General features: G+C 68.2%; 21 protein-coding genes and 1 pseudogene. 7 read left to right on the forward strand and 15 right to left on the reverse strand.

The window, feature by feature from the left end; genetic code table 11:
* Positions 1 to 18: 18 nt before the first annotated feature.
* The 4 genes and pseudogenes from OHB56_RS01835 to OHB56_RS01850 form a co-directional block, all read right to left on the reverse strand.
* Positions 19 to 678 carry a response regulator transcription factor gene (locus OHB56_RS01835; RefSeq protein WP_326756774.1) on the reverse strand — a complete coding sequence of 220 codons (660 nt, stop codon included), beginning with the start codon at positions 676 to 678 and terminating at the stop codon, positions 19 to 21.
* Positions 675 to 1,823, reverse strand: a complete 1,149-nt coding sequence (locus OHB56_RS01840; RefSeq protein WP_406351233.1) for a sensor histidine kinase — start codon at positions 1,821 to 1,823, stop codon at positions 675 to 677. The genes OHB56_RS01835 and OHB56_RS01840 overlap by 4 nt, the downstream gene beginning before the upstream one ends.
* A complete protein-coding gene (locus tag OHB56_RS01845) occupies positions 1,820 to 2,656 on the reverse strand; it encodes a CPBP family intramembrane glutamic endopeptidase (protein WP_326756776.1) in 837 nt (278 codons plus the stop codon). Before OHB56_RS01845 ends, OHB56_RS01840 begins: the two co-directional genes overlap by 4 nt.
* 258 nt (positions 2,657 to 2,914) lie before the next feature.
* Positions 2,915 to 3,325: pseudogene (locus OHB56_RS01850) on the reverse strand (transposase); the annotation flags it as partial.
* Between the two features lie 48 nt (positions 3,326 to 3,373).
* On the opposite strand from OHB56_RS01850, the gene OHB56_RS01855 reads away from it, so the two are divergent.
* On the forward strand, positions 3,374 to 4,111 hold the full coding sequence (locus tag OHB56_RS01855; RefSeq protein ID WP_406358878.1) for an IS6 family transposase: 738 nt from the start codon (positions 3,374 to 3,376) through the stop codon (positions 4,109 to 4,111).
* A 41-nt stretch (positions 4,112 to 4,152) separates the two neighbouring features.
* Here the strand turns inward: OHB56_RS01855 and OHB56_RS01860 are convergent, their stop codons facing one another.
* Positions 4,153 to 4,689, reverse strand: coding sequence for an AAA family ATPase (locus OHB56_RS01860; protein WP_406351235.1), 537 nt, complete (start codon positions 4,687 to 4,689; stop codon positions 4,153 to 4,155).
* A gap of 290 nt (positions 4,690 to 4,979) precedes the next feature.
* Between OHB56_RS01860 and OHB56_RS01865 the strand changes: the two genes are divergently transcribed.
* The 3 genes from OHB56_RS01865 (at position 4,980) to OHB56_RS01875 (ending at position 7,675) form a co-directional block, all read left to right on the forward strand.
* Complete coding sequence (locus tag OHB56_RS01865; protein ID WP_406351237.1) at positions 4,980 to 5,585, forward strand: ATP-binding cassette domain-containing protein; 606 nt, start codon at positions 4,980 to 4,982, stop codon at positions 5,583 to 5,585.
* Positions 5,582 to 6,493, forward strand: coding sequence for an ABC transporter permease (locus OHB56_RS01870; RefSeq protein ID WP_406351239.1), 912 nt, complete (start codon positions 5,582 to 5,584; stop codon positions 6,491 to 6,493). The genes OHB56_RS01865 and OHB56_RS01870 overlap by 4 nt, the downstream gene beginning before the upstream one ends.
* Before the next feature lie 75 nt (positions 6,494 to 6,568).
* Positions 6,569 to 7,675, forward strand: coding sequence for a terpene synthase family protein (locus OHB56_RS01875; RefSeq protein ID WP_406351241.1), 1,107 nt, complete (start codon positions 6,569 to 6,571; stop codon positions 7,673 to 7,675).
* A gap of 63 nt (positions 7,676 to 7,738) precedes the next feature.
* Here OHB56_RS01875 and OHB56_RS01880 read toward each other — a convergent pair whose 3' ends face one another.
* The 4 genes from OHB56_RS01880 to OHB56_RS01895 all read right to left on the reverse strand — a co-directional run bounded on the left by OHB56_RS01880 (position 7,739) and on the right by OHB56_RS01895 (position 9,642).
* A complete protein-coding gene (locus OHB56_RS01880) occupies positions 7,739 to 8,371 on the reverse strand; it encodes an AAA family ATPase (protein WP_406351243.1) in 633 nt (210 codons plus the stop codon).
* 74 nt (positions 8,372 to 8,445) lie between these two features.
* Positions 8,446 to 8,985, reverse strand: a complete 540-nt coding sequence (locus tag OHB56_RS01885; RefSeq protein WP_406351245.1) for a hypothetical protein — start codon at positions 8,983 to 8,985, stop codon at positions 8,446 to 8,448.
* A gap of 127 nt (positions 8,986 to 9,112) precedes the next feature.
* Complete coding sequence (locus tag OHB56_RS01890; RefSeq protein WP_406351247.1) at positions 9,113 to 9,400, reverse strand: hypothetical protein; 288 nt, start codon at positions 9,398 to 9,400, stop codon at positions 9,113 to 9,115.
* Complete coding sequence (locus OHB56_RS01895) at positions 9,397 to 9,642, reverse strand: hypothetical protein (protein ID WP_406351249.1); 246 nt, start codon at positions 9,640 to 9,642, stop codon at positions 9,397 to 9,399. The genes OHB56_RS01890 and OHB56_RS01895 overlap by 4 nt, the downstream gene beginning before the upstream one ends.
* 252 nt (positions 9,643 to 9,894) lie before the next feature.
* Between OHB56_RS01895 and OHB56_RS01900 the strand changes: the two genes are divergently transcribed.
* Positions 9,895 to 10,479: a YrhB domain-containing protein gene (locus OHB56_RS01900; protein ID WP_406351250.1), complete on the forward strand. Its 585-nt coding sequence runs from the start codon at positions 9,895 to 9,897 to the stop codon at positions 10,477 to 10,479.
* On the opposite strand, the gene OHB56_RS01905 is transcribed toward OHB56_RS01900, so the two are convergent.
* On the reverse strand, positions 10,461 to 10,727 hold the full coding sequence (locus OHB56_RS01905) for a hypothetical protein (RefSeq protein WP_406351252.1): 267 nt from the start codon (positions 10,725 to 10,727) through the stop codon (positions 10,461 to 10,463). The genes OHB56_RS01900 and OHB56_RS01905 overlap by 19 nt on opposite strands.
* A 649-nt stretch (positions 10,728 to 11,376) precedes the next feature.
* Between OHB56_RS01905 and OHB56_RS01910 the strand changes: the two genes are divergently transcribed.
* Entirely contained in the window at positions 11,377 to 11,727 is a 351-nt protein-coding gene (locus OHB56_RS01910) for a hypothetical protein (protein WP_406351254.1), read from the forward strand.
* Positions 11,728 to 11,846: 119 nt separating this feature from the next.
* On the opposite strand, the gene OHB56_RS01915 is transcribed toward OHB56_RS01910, so the two are convergent.
* Positions 11,847 to 12,485, reverse strand: a complete 639-nt coding sequence (locus OHB56_RS01915) for a DUF6461 domain-containing protein (RefSeq protein ID WP_406351255.1) — start codon at positions 12,483 to 12,485, stop codon at positions 11,847 to 11,849.
* A 426-nt stretch (positions 12,486 to 12,911) separates the two neighbouring features.
* On the opposite strand from OHB56_RS01915, the gene OHB56_RS01920 reads away from it, so the two are divergent.
* Positions 12,912 to 13,670, forward strand: a complete 759-nt coding sequence (locus tag OHB56_RS01920; protein WP_406351257.1) for an IS6 family transposase — start codon at positions 12,912 to 12,914, stop codon at positions 13,668 to 13,670.
* A gap of 195 nt (positions 13,671 to 13,865) precedes the next feature.
* Here OHB56_RS01920 and OHB56_RS01925 read toward each other — a convergent pair whose 3' ends face one another.
* The 4 genes from OHB56_RS01925 to OHB56_RS01940 all read right to left on the reverse strand — a co-directional run bounded on the left by OHB56_RS01925 (position 13,866) and on the right by OHB56_RS01940 (position 17,558).
* A complete protein-coding gene (locus tag OHB56_RS01925; RefSeq protein ID WP_406351259.1) occupies positions 13,866 to 14,621 on the reverse strand; it encodes a TIGR02391 family protein in 756 nt (251 codons plus the stop codon).
* Positions 14,622 to 14,750: 129 nt separating this feature from the next.
* Complete coding sequence (locus tag OHB56_RS01930; RefSeq protein WP_406351261.1) at positions 14,751 to 15,710, reverse strand: hypothetical protein; 960 nt, start codon at positions 15,708 to 15,710, stop codon at positions 14,751 to 14,753.
* Positions 15,711 to 16,079: 369 nt separating this feature from the next.
* Positions 16,080 to 16,877 (reverse strand): hypothetical protein, encoded by a 798-nt coding sequence (locus tag OHB56_RS01935; protein ID WP_406351263.1) that lies wholly within the window; start codon positions 16,875 to 16,877, stop codon positions 16,080 to 16,082.
* Between the two features lie 63 nt (positions 16,878 to 16,940).
* Positions 16,941 to 17,558, reverse strand: a complete 618-nt coding sequence (locus tag OHB56_RS01940) for a hypothetical protein (RefSeq protein ID WP_406351265.1) — start codon at positions 17,556 to 17,558, stop codon at positions 16,941 to 16,943.
* Positions 17,559 to 17,753: the final 195 nt, after the last annotated feature.

Consider the following 17,753-nt stretch of genomic DNA (forward strand, 5'->3'; position numbering starts at 1 on the left):
CAGGGGCCGTGGCCCGCTTCAGGACACCAGGCCCTGACGGTAGGCGTAGACGACTGCCTGGACGCGGTCGCGGAGGCCGAGCTTCGTGAGGATGCGGGAGACGAAGGTCTTGACCGTCTCCCGGCTGATCACGAGGGCCGCGGCGATCTCGTTGTTGGAGAGGCCGTCCGCGATGAGGCGCAGGACCTCCAGTTCGCGGGGAGTCAGCGGGACGTCGGGCCCGTTGTCCCCGGTGGGGCGGATCCGGACGGCGTACCGGCCGACGAGCTGGCGTGTCACCTCGGGGTCCAGCAGTGCGGCGCCCGCCGCCACGGTCCGGATTCCGTGCAGCAGTTGGGCCGGTGGCGCGTCCTTGAGGAGGAAGCCGCTCGCGCCGGCGCGGAGCGCCTCGTAGACGTATTCGTCGAGGTTGAACGTCGTCACCACGAGCACCTTGACGGGGTGCGGTACGCCGGCGCCGGCCAGGAGGCGGGTGGCCGATATGCCGTCGAGCACCGGCATGCGGATGTCCATCACCACGACGTCCGGGCGGAGTCGTCCGACGAGGTCGACGGCGGTTCGCCCGTCCCCGCACTCGGCCGCGACCTCGAGATCGGGCTGGGCGTCGATGATCGTCGCCAGTCCGGTGCGGATCAGTACCTGGTCGTCGCAGATCAGGACGCGGATGGGCGCGGTCACGACGGGCTCCCGGCGGGTATGTGGGCGCGGACGACGAAGCCGCCGTCCTTCTGTTCCTCCGCGCTGAAGTCGCCGCCGAGGACGTCGACCCGTTCACGGAGACCGGCCAGGCCGCGCCCGCTCCCGGAGAGTTGGGGGGCCTTCGAGCCGGAGCCGTCCGTGCCGACCTCCACGGTGATCTCTCCTGAGCCGTGGCGCACCCGGACGGAAGTGCGGCTGCCGTGGGCGTACTTGAGGGCGTTCGTCAGGGACTCCTGCACCACCCGGTAGGCCACGAGGTCGGCGCTGCCGGTCGACTCGGCCGGTGTGCCCTCTTCGGTGAACTCCACGGGCTGACCGGCCCGCCGTGTCTGTTCGACGAGGGTGAGGAGCCGGCCGGCGGGTGGGGTCCTGGGCTCGGTGCTGTGGTCGGGGTTGAGCAGGTCGAGCAGGTGCCGCAGATCCGTGATGGCCCGGCGGCCGGTGTCGGTGACGGCGGTCAGGCTCTGGTCGAGGCGATCGGGGACGGCGGTCAGATAGCGGGCCGCCTCGGCCTGTACGACCATCGCCGTCACGTGGTGGGTCACCACGTCGTGGAGTTCGCGGGCGATGCGGGCGCGTTCGGCGGCGCGAGTGTCCTCGGCGACGCGGCGGCGGCGCTCGGCCTCCAGGGCCCGGGTGTGACGAACCCATGACCCGACGCCCCAGGCGAGTGTCACGGCCAGGTAGAACGTCACGAACTCGCCGGGCGGTTCGCCGGGGCCGAGCCGGTGGAGCGCGACCGCCAGCGGGACGTATGCCACGGAGGCGGTGATCGCGGTTGCCCGCCTGTGGTGTTCCAGGTGGGAGGCCACGCTCAACAGCGTGATGGGCAGCGCGATGCCGGCGAGTGTGTGGTAGCCGCGGAGCTGGTCGAGGGCGAAGCCGATCGACACCACGGCGAAGCAGAGGACGGGCCACCGCCGGCGTCCGGCGAGCGGGAGGCACTGGAGGGCGATCGCCGCGACGGCCAGGGCGTCGAGGGGGCGGGTCGGCAGGCCGCCGAGCTCCGTGCCGTTGTCGTGGTAGACCAGCGAGGCGGCGAACAGGACCGCTGCGAGCGGGGCATACCAGACTGCGGCGCCTGAGCGGCGCCACAGTTCCTGGATCCGCGGAAGTCCGGTCACTGGGGCAGTGTAGTGGGGGTGGCGGCGATCCGGTCGGCGCGCCGGCGGGGCACCAGGTTGCCGCGCTTGCGGGCCAGCCACATGAACCCGATCGTCACCAGTACGCCGAACAGCACCGCGTACACGCTGCCTTCCGGTCCGAAGTCGCCGCCGGTGACCCACGTCGGGCCCGACATCACGGTGTCCAGCAGTCCCTGCGGGGTGTCGTTGCCGGAGACCTCGGCGCTGAAGATGCCGGCCTGGACGAAGTTCCAGGCGAAGTGGAGGCCGATCGGCACCCACAGGGTGCGGGTCGCGGCGTAGGCGGCGGCGAGCATGCCGCCGGCCTCGATCGCGATGGCGAGGGCGTCCCACAGGTCGGCGTGGGGGTTCAGCAGGTGCGAGAGGCCGAACAGCAGTCCGGTCAGCGTCAGTGCGATCCAGGTGCCGGTGCGCTCCTCGATGAGCCTGAACAGGACCCCCCGGAAGATCAGTTCCTCCGTCACGGCGGCGGCCGCCATGAAGCCGACCAGTCCCACGGTGCCGGACACCGAGCCCAGGCCGTTGATCTCGTAGTGCGCGTTGACGTAGATGTTGGTGAGCACGGCGCCGAACATCGCGACGCCGATCAGCATCCCCCGGCCGATCGCGGCCCCGGCACCCTTACGGGCCACTTCGGTGGCCGGGCGGTGCTCGGTCCTGCTGACCACCCGTCCGTAGACGAGTACGGCGAGCACGGAGACCAGGAGGCCCAGGACGAGCTGGAGCCAGGGATGGTTCTCCACGGCGGCGACCACCTGATAGCCGATCATGGCGACCACCACGACCGCCGACAACTGCCAGACGAACCTCATGAACGCTCCTCCTCCGGGTCCGCGGCCGGGGCGCCGCGACGCCTCGAACGCTACGGATCCGGCGTCCGCGAATCGTCACCTCACGGTGGACACCTGCGCGTAGCTCGCGTGGGGGACAGGCGCTCCGACGGGTCGTTCGATTCGGGTGTCGGCGCACCTGGCTGCCGGGAAGACCGCCCGCAGGCGCTGTCACGTTGTTGAGTGTGTGAGTGCCTGACGGTGTGTCGGGTGTGGTGGGGCCGGGGTCCGGCTCCGGACTCAGGCCGCGGCTGGCTGGCCGGCGACGCCGGTGACCTGGTCCCAGACGGCGAAGCCGGCGGTCATCTCGGCTCGGTATTCGGAAGCGGTCATCAGGTGACGTCGGGGCCGGAAATGGGGTGAGATGCCGCTGAACGCGGACAGGAACCGCTGCGCCCCGCCGACGCTGCGGAAGCCCTTCATCACGCGTTCACGCTGCCGAGTGGGCTGGCGGGGGTTCTCGGCCCGGTTGTTGAGGTACTTCGACTGCCGGTGCTCGACGGAGGGCATGACCTCGCGATGGGCCGCGCCGTAGGAGCGGAGCCTGTCGGTGACGATCACCCGGGGCACCGTGCGGGCCGTCTTCAACAGGCGCCGGAAGAAACGCCTGGCTGCGCTCTTGTCCCGCCGGTTCTGCACGAGGATGTCCAGGGGCGCTGTCACGTTGGCTGAGCGGGTGGGATGATCTTCTGGTTGATCATGCGGGAGGGGTTGTCCGTGGACAGCGCGTCGCCGTCGTACAAGGGGCACCGGTACCCGGTGGAGATCATCTCGCATTGCGTGTGGCTGTACTTCCGCTTCCCGCTCAGCTTCCGTGAGGTCGAGGAGCTGATGCTCGCCCGTGGCGTGATCGTCTCGCATGAGACGGTGCGGCGCTGGTGTGTGAAGTTCGGGCAGCAGTACGCTGGTGCGTTGCGCCGCCGTCGGCCCCGGCCCGGTGATAAGTGGCATCTGGACGAGGTGTTCGTCAGGATCAACGGAGAGCAGAAGTATCTGTGGCGGGCCGTGGACCAGGACGGCAATGTCCTGGACATCCTCGTGCAGAACCGGCGGGACAAGAGCGCAGCCAGGCGTTTCTTCCGGCGCCTGTTGAAGACGGCCCGCACGGTGCCCCGGGTGATCGTCACCGACAGGCTCCGCTCCTACGGCGCGGCCCATCGCGAGGTCATGCCCTCCGTCGAGCACCGGCAGTCGAAGTACCTCAACAACCGGGCCGAGAACCCCCGCCAGCCCACTCGGCAGCGTGAACGCGTGATGAAGGGCTTCCGCAGCGTCGGCGGGGCGCAGCGGTTCCTGTCCGCGTTCAGCGGCATCTCACCCCATTTCCGGCCCCGACGTCACCTGATGACCGCTTCCGAATACCGAGCCGAGATGACCGCCGGCTTCGCCGTCTGGGACCAGGTCACCGGCGTCGCCGGCCAGCCAGCCGCGGCCTGAGTCCGGAGCCGGACCCCGGCCCCACCACACCCGACACACCGTCAGGCACTCACACACTCAACAACGTGACAGCGCTCGCTCAACCCATCGCCGTCGTCTCCGAGGTCGACGGTCCAGGCGTCGCTCAGCCGCTTCAGGTGTGGCAGCAGTAGGTAGAGCGAGTAGGCGAAGACGACGTCGTTGAAGCCCTCGATGAGTAGATGAGGGTGGGAGTGGAGCATCGTCTTGTGCTGCTGGTGGACCGTGTCGTCCGGGACGATGCGGTTGGCTGGCCTGGGACTCTGGCGCTCGATGCACACGGAGGCCGGGATGGGCACCATGACCGCGGTGATGGGCATGGTGTGCCGCTTGGCGGTGGCGACCAGCGGTTCGCGGATTGCCCTGGTGTCGTTCGTGGCGTTCCCTGGCAGGTCCTTGTGTTCAGGTCCGTGGGTTGACTCACGCTCGGCAGAGCGGGCCCGTTCTGGCGTCGCCAAAGGGCGGGCTGAGGATCCTGGGGCAGCTGGTAGACCTGGGCCCCGACGCTCCTGGGTGTGGGTCGAGGGGAATGTGCACCTCGGCCGACGGAGGACAGGCATGGCCTTGATTCCAGCTGAGCGTGCGCGGCAGCCACCAGGTCTTGGGGGCAGCCATCGCCTGCTCGCCGACCGCGCCAATCCTCGCGTGCGCCATGTTGATCGGGCGCTGGCCCACGGCGCTTCTCCCGTGGCCGGGGCAGCTCAGCGCACGGTGCCCGCAGTTTGGTGGCACCTGCCCGTACACCGGCGTCGCCTGCATGGGGTGGCGTGCCGACGCGAAGGTTGACACGCCGTGTCCCGATCATCCGATGTCCGTTTGAGTAAGTGGGATCCGGATGACGGGGGACGCGATGGAAGTGCAGAGTCTGTATCACGGCTACCACGGGCGCGCGGTTCTGCGCGGTGTCGATCTAAACCTCGCCCCCGGAGTCCTGGCCGGGATCGTCGGTGAGAACGGTGCCGGGAAGACGACCCTGTTGAAGATCCTGGCCGGCGAGCTGCGCCCTCATCAGGGCTCGGTCCGTCACCGAGGGCGTTTCGGGTACTGCCCGCAGGAGGCGGTACTCAACGACGCACTCACCGTGCGTCAGCATCTGGAGTTCTTCCGGACCGCCTTCGGCTTGCCGGACCTGCGCCACGCCAAAGGGATCATGGAGGAACTGCGGCTGTGGTCCTACGCCGACGCACCCGCCGGGGTACTGAGCGGCGGCACACGGCAGAAACTCAACCTCACACTCGCCCTGATGCATGATCCCCAGGTCCTGCTGCTGGACGAGCCGTACCAGGGCTTCGACTGGGACACCTACCAACGCTTTTGGGAGCTGGCCGCCCGGCTGAGCGACGCTGGGCGCTCCGTCCTCGTCGTCTCCCACCTGGCCTACGACACTAGGCGCCTCGACGAACTGTGGCGGCTGGACGGGGGCCAGCTGCACCCGGAGACGGCGGCGATGGCGTGAGAAGACACCTGGTCCTGCTCGCCACGGCCACCCGGTACGACCTCGTCGCGCACGCCCGCAACCGGTTCGCCCTGCTGCTGGTCGTCCTCTTCGTCCCCACCTGGATCAGCCTGGTCTACCTCACCATCCCCGGCAGGGCCGTCTCCTTCCACCTGGCCGCCACCGGAGAGACGGTGTCGCCCCCCGGCAGCCGGCTTACCCAGATCACCGGCGCCGTCAACGCGGTGACCCTGGTCACCGGATTCATGATGTTCGCCGCCACCTTCGCCGCCGGACGCTTCGACCTGCGCCTGGCCATGGCTGGCTTCCCCCGCACCCACCTCGTTCTGGCGAGGACCGTCTCGCTGGCGCTCATCTCCGCGGTCCTCGCCGCCTACGCCACGGCAGTCACCTGCACCGCGTGGATGCCCAAGCAGCCGCTGCTCCTCGCCGCCGCCCTCTTCTGCGCGGCCATGACCTACGGTGTCCTCGGCGTCGTCTTCGGCTCCCTCCTTCACCGCGAGGTCGAGGGAATGTTCGCCATGGTGATGACAAGCGTCGTAGACGTCGCCCTGCAGAACCCCGTCCTGAGCTCGGGGGCCGACAGCCAACTGCTACGGCTGCTACCCACCTACGGCACGGTCCAGGCGGCCACCACGGCGGGCTTCTCCACCAGCCCCGCAACCTCCCGGTTCGGGCTCCAGCTCCTCTGGTTCGCTGCCACCGCGCTCCTTGCCCTCCTCGCCTTCCACCACCGCACCCGCGACGCCCTGCCCGGCCGGCGCCGACGCGACCGGCCCGCAGCGCCCCGGCCATTCCTCGCCCTCCCCGCGAGCCGCAGGCCCAGCGGCACAGTCCTCCGACGCGGACGCCGCAGAGCCTCGGACCCACACACTGACGACAGCACGGAGAACCACCCGATCGGATGATGTTCCTTTTTTCTCCAGTCGGTCCGGCCCTGACGGCGCATGCTCGTCAATCGGCCCCTCGGCGAAGGAACATGAATGAGCAGTGACACCTCCCAGGCGGACCTGTCCGCACCCGCGACCGGACCACGTCCGGCGCCGCGCTTCCACTACCCGCTGCCGATGCCGGAGGTGTCCCACGTCCCGTCGGGTGTCGCCGCCGAGGTGACCGCATGGAAGGAGTCGTACGGCTTCCTGGAGGACCGGCCCGACTCCGGCAACTGCGGCAGCGTCCTGGCCTGGTGCCTGGCCAGGTTCTCCACTCCGCAGACCCCTCCCGCCGTGCTGCGCGGTATCGGCTGCATCACGGAGTGGGCTCTCGTTCTCGACGACGACGTCCTGGACCATGCCGACGCTCGCAGCCGCCCCGGCGACCTCTTCCGCCTGATGTGCCGCGTCATGCGCGTCCTGGAGTCCCCGGGCTACCACGTAACCGCGGACGACCACCTCCTCGTCCGAGCTGGACACGACGCCATGGAACAACTTCGCACCTCCTGCGCACCCGCACACACCATCCGGCTCGCCACCGGCTTCCGGCGCCTGCTCACCAGTGCCGTGCACAAGCTGCACCTCGACCGACCCGGTGAGGACGAGTACCTCTTCTCCCGCTTTGAAGACTTCGGCGGTTCCGTCTACGCCGTCCTCATCGACATGTGCGGACCCGGGCCCACACCGGACGAGGAATGGGACTCCCCGGCGGTCCAAGCCCTCATCGAGTGCGTGACACTGATGTGCGCCCTGGAGAACGACGTCACCTCCTTCCACAAGGAAAAGGCCGAGGGGCAACCCGGCACCAACTTCGTGGACGTCCTGCGGACCAGCCGCGGGGCCTCCTTCGACCGGGCCGTCACCCTGACGGTCGAGACCCGTGACCGCCTGATGCTCCTGTTCCTCCAGCTGCGCGAACGCCTCCTGACCCCCGCCGCCACTCCCTCACTGCGCTACCTCATCGAAAGGTTGGGCCAGTTCGTCATCGCCAACACTGAAGCCACCCTGTGCGCACGGCGGTACAACCCCCTGCTGGTCCAACTTCCGCGGCTGGACCAGGTCATCCGGACGCCCGCCTTCTGGGCACCCTCGCTATCCACCGACGACACCAGCCCCCTGCCCTACCCGAGCATCTCCTGGTGGTGGGATCACCGCTGACCCCACTGCCTGGGGCTGCCGGCGTCCGACCACTCGTCCACGCCCCCCGGCGAGTCCTTGAACTCACTGAACTATCAGGGAAGCCGCGTCGATGACCGTGTTGAGCTTTCGGGCCCTCCGGCGCTCCAGGATCAGCTTGAGGACGTCGGCGGCGTCGCCAGTGGTCTCCTGCCGACTGGGGGAGTCCGAGACCGTCGCCCGGAACTGATCGAGCTCCAGGACCTGCGTGTGGGGCCAGGTGCTCTTGCCTCTCCCTGCCGCCCCGATGAGGACGATCAGCGCCGGGTCGGGGATGGTCGTGTCGAGCGGCTGCATGGTGCCGAGCGTCGTGCGTTTCAAGGGCGTTCTCCTTGCGGGTGAAGGGTGAAGGGTGGAGGTGGCCAGGTGCAGGCGCATCCCGGCGGAGTCGAGAGCGAAGGCCGCGGCTACTTCGATCGCGCAGGCGGCGGACTCGGAGTCCTCACCGCCCAGCGGGGCGAGTGCCGCGGCCTTCGAGGCGATGGTGAGCAGCTGGTTGAGCGAGCCGAGGACGCCGCCCTTGGGGTCGGCCTCGTCGAACAGCTCGCGCAGCGTCTCGGCGAGGAACTCGGCGTCGATCGGTCCGCCCAGTTCGTCCTCGATCTGCTGTGGGGCGAGCTTCACGATCCCGGCCGAAGCGCGGACGCGCTCCAACCGGGTGTGGGCGGCGGAGGTCACCGGCGGTCGCCCTTGCGCAGGGTGATCCAGGTGGTGACCAGGGCGGCGGCCACGCCGATCGCGCGGTGGGCCGCCTAGTCCAGCTCCATCAGCGCGGTGCCGGGCCCGGAGACGTCCTGGACGGGCTTGGGGTACTCGGTGCCTTCGCCGCCGGCCTTGCGGACGACGGTGGCGTGCTTGATGTAGCCGCTCTTGCCGGCCTTCTCGGCGAGCCAGAGCAAAGGGTCGCGCCTGTCCAGGATTCCGTGGATGATCGCGTTGATCGCGGCGCCCGTCAGCAGGGCGCTGGCGGGGATGCGGTACCCGAGGGTGCGGGTGACGGCGAGGGTGGAAGCGAGTTGTACGGCGCTGTAGCTGGCGACGTGTCGGCTCACCGAGCGGCGGCCATAGGCGCTGGCGGTGCAGGTGCGGCCTTCCTTGCCGTGCCGCCACGGGTTCTCTTCCACCGGGGAGCCGTCGTTCACGTAGACCAGGTGGGTGCCGTGCATCCCCTTGGTCGTTGCGTCGTGCGAGTTCTGCACGAACTGGTCCCCCAGTGCATGGACTCCGTCGAAGACGGCGGTCAGGGCGGCGACCAGGGCGAGGCCCTCGATGGCGCGGATGCGATCGGTCATGCTGGGTGTGCTCCTCATCTCGGATTCGGGGTGCAGGGTGTGCGGGGCGGCCGGCCTCTTGCCGATGCGGCGGGTGCCCCGTGGTGCCTTCGCCCCCGGCCGGTCTTCGGCCGGGGACGGTGGTGTTTCAGAACGGTGGCTCGTCCCAGGCCGGGACGGGCAGAAGGGGGATGCGTAGCTCGCGCCGGTCGGACCAGCAGCCGCACGCCTCCGTCTCGGGGAAGGCGCCGCCGGTCCCCCAGCCGCCTTCGCCGCGGCAGTGCGGGCGGCCCGGCCAGGGCCGGGCGGTGATCTCGATGCGGTGCCGGTCGGCGTAGAGCTTGAGGTGGCTGGCCTTGAGCGCGGCGGCCGTCGCCGCGGCGAGCGGAACGACGGCGGCGAGCAGCAGGGCGGCGTGCAGGTGGCGGGCGGTCACGTCAGCGGGATGGCGTGGCAGGTGGTGGCGTGGTTGTTGGCGTCCGGCCGGGTGCGGAACAGGTAGTTCTGCTCCGGCCGGTCAAAGGAGTCCCCGCAGCCGCGGTAGTCCCAGCGGTTCTTCTCGGAGTGCTTGCCGGGGCCGGTGACGTCCACATAGCTGTCGCCGACCGTGATGAACCGGATCAGCAGGTTCTTGGGGCGGTTCGGCTCGGTGAAGGCGGCGAGGGTGGCGGTGCTCATGAGCGGTCGTCCTCTCAGAGCAGGCGGCAAGCAGGTACTTGGCCGGGGGAGCGATGTAGGTGGCGGCGTCGGCGGGCGTGCCGTCGGAGCACTCCAGGCAGGACCTCAAGGTCTTGAGCGGTACTGGCGCAGAGCACTTGTTGCGTGGCTGTCGTATTCCTGAGCAAGAAGGTCCGTCAGCCCTCTCGTACCTGGCTCTGGGCCGTGCGAATTCGCTGGTCGACAGAGAGGCCCGTACGGGATGCTGCACGCGTGATCGAGCGAGAAGCCGCCGTTCGGGCTGTGGAAGAACAGTTGGAGCGCGACTATCAGCAGTGGCGGGCTGTGAGTGTGGACGCGATGCGGATGGCTGTGGTCCATGTCGAGGAGCACGAGCTGGTGTGGATCGTCTCCTGGCAGTCCGAGGAGTTCGCACGCACTCGGAACTCGGAGTACATGCTGATCGGCAATGGGCCGTACCTGGTCGACCGCGTCGACGGGGGACTACACCAGATCGGCGTCGTCTCCGCGGTAACCGGAGGGTGGGAGGCCGACTACCGAGCCCGGATACGTGGGCTGCCGGTGCGCACCGCAGTAGACGATCTACACGATGCGCTACGCGGAGCCGCCGCTACGCGCGGACGCATGCACGCTGTGCGGACACTGCGCCAGAGGCTGCCCGTGCTCTCGCCTGCGGAGGCCATCGAGTACGTGAGCGCGTTGCTGGACGGTGATGCACCCGCGCGCCTCGTGGCCGTCGCCACCAAGGAACTCGTGGAGCCTCTCAACCCGGTACTTACGGTGGAGACCATTCTGAGTGGGGCGGTGATTCGAGCCGGTCAGAGACCCGAAGGATGACTGGAAAGCCAGTCGGCATGCCGGTCGCGCATCCGGTCCCGTTCCTCGGGCGTGGGGAGGAAGACGTCGGCGCCACCGTCGTAGGGGTGGTGGATGCGTTGCATCCGGGTGTCGGTGATGAGGACTCCCGCCACCTTGTCGCCGGCGATGTCTCGGAGCAACTCGTCGATGCAGCCACGCCGCCAGGGTCGGCGGGCGGCGAAGAGGTGGCAGTACGTGCGGAACTCAGGGGCAGGGTCGTCCTCCACCAGGAGACTCTGCCAATACCCCGCGACGGGTTGGAATGACGGGACCTCGGCTTCGGTCGTCCAGAGCGGAGTGATCACATACACGTCCGCACCAGCGAACAACTCATCGAGGACGGTGTTGCAACGCTCCAGGACAACGGTGTACTCGCTCTCGTCCTCCGCGTACCGCTTCGACTCCGGCAGGCTGTGAAAACGTACCCAAACATCCCGATACGGGTCACGGAGCTTGTACCCAACCGGAGGGCAACTGGGCCAACGCTGCTGCCACAGCTCCGTCAAAGCCGCCTGTCCGCCTCCAGACACCCGTCGCACTCGTCCTCTCGCGTATGAACCCACCGACGACCATGATGCCGGGGCTCACCCACGAGAGAAACCGACTTCTTAGCTGTCGCTTCGCCGGCTGCTGATGTAGTCGGTCCAGTCGCGCTTGACGAAGTTCGTCCAGTCCGTCGCGTTGTCGATGCTGATCCCGGTGAGGGCGGCGAGGATTACTGGTGAAGAGGTAGTGTTCTGGCTGTGCGCTATTCGTTCACTCCACCGAGCCGCACGCGTCCTCTGGTTCAGGAGCTCTCTTACGGATCACCTGACGGCTGGGTGGATCTCAGGGCCTGCTGGCTCCGGCCGAATTGCTACCTGCGACGATTCGCCTGTGAGCTATGACCTTGCTGTGTGGGACGGTGCACTCTCACTCGACAACCACCAAGCGGGCTCGGTCTACGACGAGCTCTATGAGCGCTACCTCGAGTCGGACGATGTCGCTGCGCCTCCGGCTCCGCGCATCGTGGCCTACGTCGAGGCGCTCCTCGAGCGATACCCGGACGAGGTCGACGGCAATACTGTCTGGGCGTCGCCACCGGTCAGCGACGAGGCCTCGGGGCCGATCGTGTACCTGCTCATGTCCTACGGCAAGGCCGAAGAAGTCTCTGACTACGCTACTTCGCTGGCTCGCGAACACGGGCTCGTCTGCTACGACCCGCAGGAAAAATGCCTGCGGTCGTGAACTGCTTGCTCATTCACCGGACAGACCAGAGGAAGAACGCCCTAGATCGGGTCACGTCCTCTGGAGTGGTGTAAGCGGATCTTGGACGGAAAACAGGCCGTGGCTGTTCGAGGGCGGCGTCAGGTGAACGCGGCTGCCGAAAGCTCTGCCTCCGTCTCCTCCCAGGGGAGGCAGATGCCGAGCTCGCCCTCCAGGAACCGCAGGAACGCGACATCGCCCGGCTCGTCACCGCTGTGCACGAAACCGAGCGCCACCTCGGCCGGGGCACCGTTCGTAAGGTGCGGCAGGCCGGGCTCGAAGGACGTCACCGCATCGCCGTGACAGGCATGGTCGACGCGGCTGAAGCCCTTCGCGTTGCGATGCACGCAAAACGCCCGCCCCCGCTCGGACAGCGCCGCGAGGTAGGTGCCCGTATGGCAGTGGGATTCCTCCAGCGCATACGCCCAGCCCGTCACCGAGCCCGCTCGGACGATGGTGTCCGGCGGGGCGGGCAGAAAGCCGGCGCTTGTCAGCCGGGCAACCGCAGCTTCGTCTTCCCAGTCCAGGAAGTCGAGGTCGCTGATGTGGTCCTCCTCCTCCCTGAGCAGCAGCTCGTATGCTGCGGAGCGGGTGAGCGGGACGATGTGGTGCTCCTGGGCGCCGACGCGACGCAGCAGTTCGTACGACGAGAGACCCTCGCCGAGTGTGAGCGTGAAGCTGGTGCTGTAGGCATCGGCTATCCAGCGCAGCCCGTTCTCCGTAGGTCCCCGGTTTATCAAGTCGCCCTCCCCGCACGGTGGCCGCTGCGATGACGGCCCTTGCGAGCAGAATCTAACGCTCGGTACCGACACCCACTTGCGGTAAGACAGCCAGAAGCGATTGGGCCACCGCAGCCAACCCGTGCTCCGTCTCGACCGGCTCGTCGTCGAACGTCGTGACCACCAAGATCCGCCTACACCACTTGATGGGACACGACGCTAGATCGGCCAGCCGAACGCGATCCTTCGGCGATCAGCCGTCGCTTCTTAGCGCGGCGAGGTGGGGCTCCTTCTTCGTCTGCGTCGCCGTCGTGCGGTCGTTGTCGGCAGTCGGGGTGAGTGGTGCGCTCCGGGCGGCCTGTCCCGTCCCCGGCGCCCGGAGCGGGCGGGGCGGGGGAGAGGCAGGCCGCCCGGCGGGGCGTTGTCACGTTGGCTGACCGGCCTGGGATGATCTTGGAGTTGATCGTGCTGGGGAGGGGTTCGTTCGTGTCGTCCGCGTCGCCGTTGTACCAGGGCCATCGGTACCCGGTGGAGATCATCGCGCACGCGGTATGGCTGTACTTCCGCTTCCCGTTGTCGTTCCGTGAGGTCGAGGAGCTGATGCTCGAGCGCGGCGTGATCGTTTCCTACGAGACGATCCGCCGCTGGTGCGCGAAGTTCGGGCAGCAGTACGCTGGTGCGTTGCGCCGCCGTCGGCCCCGGCCCGGTGATAAGTGGCACCTGGACGAGGTCTTCATCAAGATCAACGGCGAGCAGAAGTATCTGTGGCGGGCCGTGGACGCCGACGGCACCGTGCTGGACATCCTCGTGCAGAACCGGCGGGACACCACTGCGGCCCGGCGGTTCTTCCGCACACTGCTCAAGAAGACCCGCTCGGTGCCGAGGGCGGTGGTCACCGACAAACTGCGCTCCTACGGCGCGGCCCACCGCGAGGTGATGCCCTCGGTCGAGCACCGCTCCCACAAGGGCCTCAACAACCGGGCCGAGAACAGCCACCAGCCCACCCGGCAACGCGAACGCGCCATGAAAGGCTTCCGTTCCGTCGGCGGAGCCCAGCGGTTCCTGTCCGCGTTCAGCGGCATCTCGCCCCACTTCCGACCTCACCGCCACCGGATGACCGCCTCCGACCACCGCGCCGAGATGACCATCCGCTTCGCGATCTGGGAGCAGATCACCGGCGTCGCCGGCCTGTCTGCCGCGGCCTGAGTCCGGAGCCGGACCCCGGCCCCACCACACCCGACACACCGTCAGGCACTCACACACTCAACAACGTGACAGCGCCGTCCAAAGCCCTCCAGTGAGGAATCGAGCGATCCGCCGGACTGCCCCTACTGCCCATTCGGCCGGGCCTGGGGTGGCCCGATGGACAGGACAACACGAAGGGCTCCCATTACTGTCCCGTCATGAGGTGCTGGAGCGAGCCTGGGCGCGCTGCTTGGCCCGTTCGACCTGTCGCAGCAGCAGGTCTGCGAACTGGATGATCTCGGCCGCCTCGATGGGGTCGTCGAACCTGACCGTTCGATGGCTCGAGGGGTTCTTGTAGGCGCCCATGGCGCCGGCGAACAAAGCTGAGGCGGCTTCCTGCTCTCCGCCTTCGGCATCGGCGTCAGCGAGCGGCCCACCCCCCTTGTCGGGGCGGCGCGGCTGGAACGCAGCTCGCATGAGGTGGACTCCGACCAGGGAGTTGTCCAGGCCCGATGCTTCACGGACGGCGACCTCGACCGCCTTCATGGCGGCGAAGCTGGCGGTCTCGTAGTCGCCGAGGTGAAAGTTAGTGCGAACCGTTCCTTCAAGTGCGGGATGCAACGGCCCCGAGAGCCGTTCGCCGGCTTCGAACCTTGCCCGCCCCTGGGGGTTCTTCACCAGCTCCATGCCTTCACGTGATACCCGGCGGAAGGCTTCGTTTTGGGTTCGGTCCCGGACGAGCAGGGCCCGTGACTCCAGCCATGACCAGGCGTCGGTGAGCGCGTCGAGGAGTGCTCCGACGTCCCGCTCGCCGTCGTAGGCGAGCTTCGCGTGCGAACCGACGATGTTGTTGAGCTGGAGGGCGCGGCCTCCGCCCTGCGCCAGGTGTTCCAGTAGGAGTAAGGCGACGTCCCGGGTGGGCAGCTCGCGAAGTGCTTGGGCTGGCACAGCCGGCTGGTAGGTGAAGGTCATCTCATCACGCTACGGCCGGGAGTACGCCCTGTGCGCCGGTTTTCGAGGAGCCAGGGGTCAGAACCTTTCGGCCGGTCGATGGCACGGTGATACGGCCTGACCCGGTGATCGCTCACGAGAGGTCGTGCTTTATCGGCTCGGCTGGTCTGAGGTCTGCAGGGCCTGGACGAGTGAGCGTAGGTTGAGGTGGACTGACGCCCCCGGGACGGTGAACTTGGCGGCCTCACGTAGGTAGTGGCCGGTCTTCTTCTCCGCGACGACGTGGTCCGCGTAGCCCGCGGCGCAGGCGAGGAAGAGCAGGTCGTTCAGGTCGTTGTTGACCCACTTGTCCGCGGTGTTGCGCAGACGGGCTTGGATGACTTCCAGCACCCTGCCGGTGAAGGGCAGCTGACTGAAGAAGCCCACCACGTTCTCGGGCTGAAGATGGTTGACCAGCTCCTCATTGCCGATGCCCGCCAGCACGCAGGCCTGCGCGATGTCCGCTTTGAGGTCTCCGAGCAGGTACGTGACGGTGACCAAGCGCATGTCGCGTTCCGCCGGGTGATCACGCAGGTACTGGGCGAGGGCAGCCGGGACGGCGGCCCATCGTTCGATGACGCCCGCCGTAGTGTCCAACTCCTCCTTCGAAAGAGTCTCTCCCAGTAGCAGACTCGCCCACGCCGCCCGCCAGGCGATGCTGGTCGCCAACGACTGCGCCTGTCCACGGCCTGCGTTGCCGATGGTCGGCACGTAGGTGAAGAACGGCGACTCCGCAGCGGTGGTGAAGACGTCCGCTACGGTCGGCGCCGGGCCCCCGAAGCCGCCGACGAACTCGTAGCGACGTACGACCAGCGGATTCAGCATGTGCCACCCGCCGTAGGCGTCCAGCATGACCTTCGCGAGGTCGCGACGGCGCTCCCGGTCGCCGGCACGGACCGTCTCGACCAGGTGGGCGCTGGATAGCGGCAGCCGCACCTGTCCTGCGGTGACCAGGCCCCACAACTCGTCGGCGGCCTGCCGCTCGTCGGCGCGCTGGATCTTCTCAGGCGCAACACGTGCCTGGGCCATCGTGACCCAGTGGTTCTGATCCAGATAGACGATCTTGGTCATCACGCCTCGCTTCCAAGAGGACCTCGGCACGCACCGCACCGCCCGCAAACATCAGACCGCTCAGACCGGCGTCTGGTTGCACTCAAAGATCAACCAGTGAGCTGAACGCCAGCGCGCCGAGGGTGGTGCACATGACCGGCATCACGGCGCGGCGTGCACGGACGGCCCGGGTGCGAGGTGCCGCTTCTACTACTCCGGCGACACTCCCTGACCACAGGCCCGACCTCGCTTCAGGATCCCGGCAGGCGCGTTGGCTCGCGCCCGCTAGCACGTCAAGCCAGCACCGAGAGCGGTGCCGACTTGGCGTGCTCCCAAGGTGATCCCGGAGCCGTTGGTGTGCTGCTTTCAGTAGCAGGCCGCTCTTCACCGTCAACCCGTGATTGACCAGGTTGCGTTGAAGAGGGCGCATTCCAGCAGGTCGGGGGTGGCGTGGGATGGCCAGGTGTCCGTGTCGGCCAGTTGGCGTGCGGCTTTGTGTATGAAGGCGAGGTAGACGCTGTAGCGGTGGGGTGACCAGTTCCAGTCTGCCCAGACCCAGGCCGCGATCGAGCCGTCGGGATCCAGGCCGGTGTCTTGGCCGACGGCGACCGCGAGGGACCTCATACGCAGGGAAAGGACCCGGTCGAGGATCAGCGGTTGCCCGCCGGGCAGGGAGGGCCGTGCGTGGCCGGCGAAGTAGAGGAACTTGGTGAAGAAGGACGGACCCAGGCCCGTCACCTTCTGGTGGAGCGTCGAGTACGCCTTCTGCGCGTCCTTCTCAGTGAGCGCGGTGACCGCGTCGGCGAGTGCCCCGTCCAGGTTCTTGTGCAGCGTGGTGGGGCCGCTGCCGGCGGGCGTGCCGCGCTTGCCCTTGCCCCACACGTAGGCCGCGACCAGGGCCTCCCGGAAGTCCTCGCGTTTCAGGGCGTCGGCGACGATGCGGGCTACCTGTGCCCGGCTGACCCAGGTGTCACCGTCGTCAGAGGCGGGCGCCAGGCCTGAGGGCCATGGGACGATCTCTGCCCACCGGGCCGGGGTGTAGCGGACCGCGTGGGCGCCGGGCGTCCCGTCCGCGTATGTCACCTCGTTCTCACGCCACCAGCGGCCCAGTGCCTGCACCGCGGCCTCCGGCAGGAGCCGCTCAGCCATTACCCGGTCCACCGCGTCAGCACGGTCCTGTCTGCTCATGTTCCCCCCTCACGGCGTAGACGCCGTTTTCCCTCTCCCGCATGAGACACCGAAGGCAGCTGTTCAGGACCCGATAACGCGCCCCGTCTGGGCCCATCGGCCGTCTTGGGTGACACCGAAACTCAAGCGCCACGGTTTGTGCCCTTCCGCTTCGCAGTCCGCCCAGAGCCGGATCGTCGCGGTGCGGTACTGCCGTCGCCAACGTTCCTCACCTTCGACGCCCTCGTACCAGGCAGGCCTCACCGTGGGGTCGACAGCAAGTCTGGTCCGGTCTCCTGCCTCCAAAGGGAGGGCCGCGACCGTTCGACCGTCCTGGTCGGCGCCGTCGACTCCGGGCCGGAACCGGTACGGGCCCCAGATGGTCCGGGCAATCTCGTCAGTTGTCGGGCCGCCGGCGAGAGGAGGCACGCGCGTGCGGTCGAAGTCGTCGCGGATGGTGAGCCTGACATGCAGCCGACCGAGCTGGGATGGTCCGTCGAACCGGACGTACAGCACCTGCTTGTCCTGCTCCAGTTTCAGGCGGAGCTGCGGCGTGAGTGCGTTGTGCCAGCGATCCCGCTCGATCTGCGCCACTGCCGCAGCAGTGTCATTCGCCTTGGAGGAAGCCTTCCAGGCTCCCCAGGCGGCCAAGCCGCTGAGAGCCGCCGAGGCTGCCGCTATGGAGGTGTCTGCGATGCCCATGCCGGACTGTAACCCAATGGCGCGAGCAAACGATCTTCCTCAGGCATCCGCGGCGCCCTGCTGAGGCCTGACCGTCCTCGCCCCATCCGCGCCTGGCTGCCCCGGGACAGGCCCGAGACTCCACGCAACTCGGGACATGCCCCCGGACTCTACCGAAACTCGGGACAGCTCATGTCGTCGTAGGCGCAGTGCGCT

This window comes from Streptomyces sp. NBC_01635 (assembly GCF_045209715.1).
Lineage (GTDB): Bacteria > Actinomycetota > Actinomycetes > Streptomycetales > Streptomycetaceae > Streptomyces > Streptomyces hirsutus.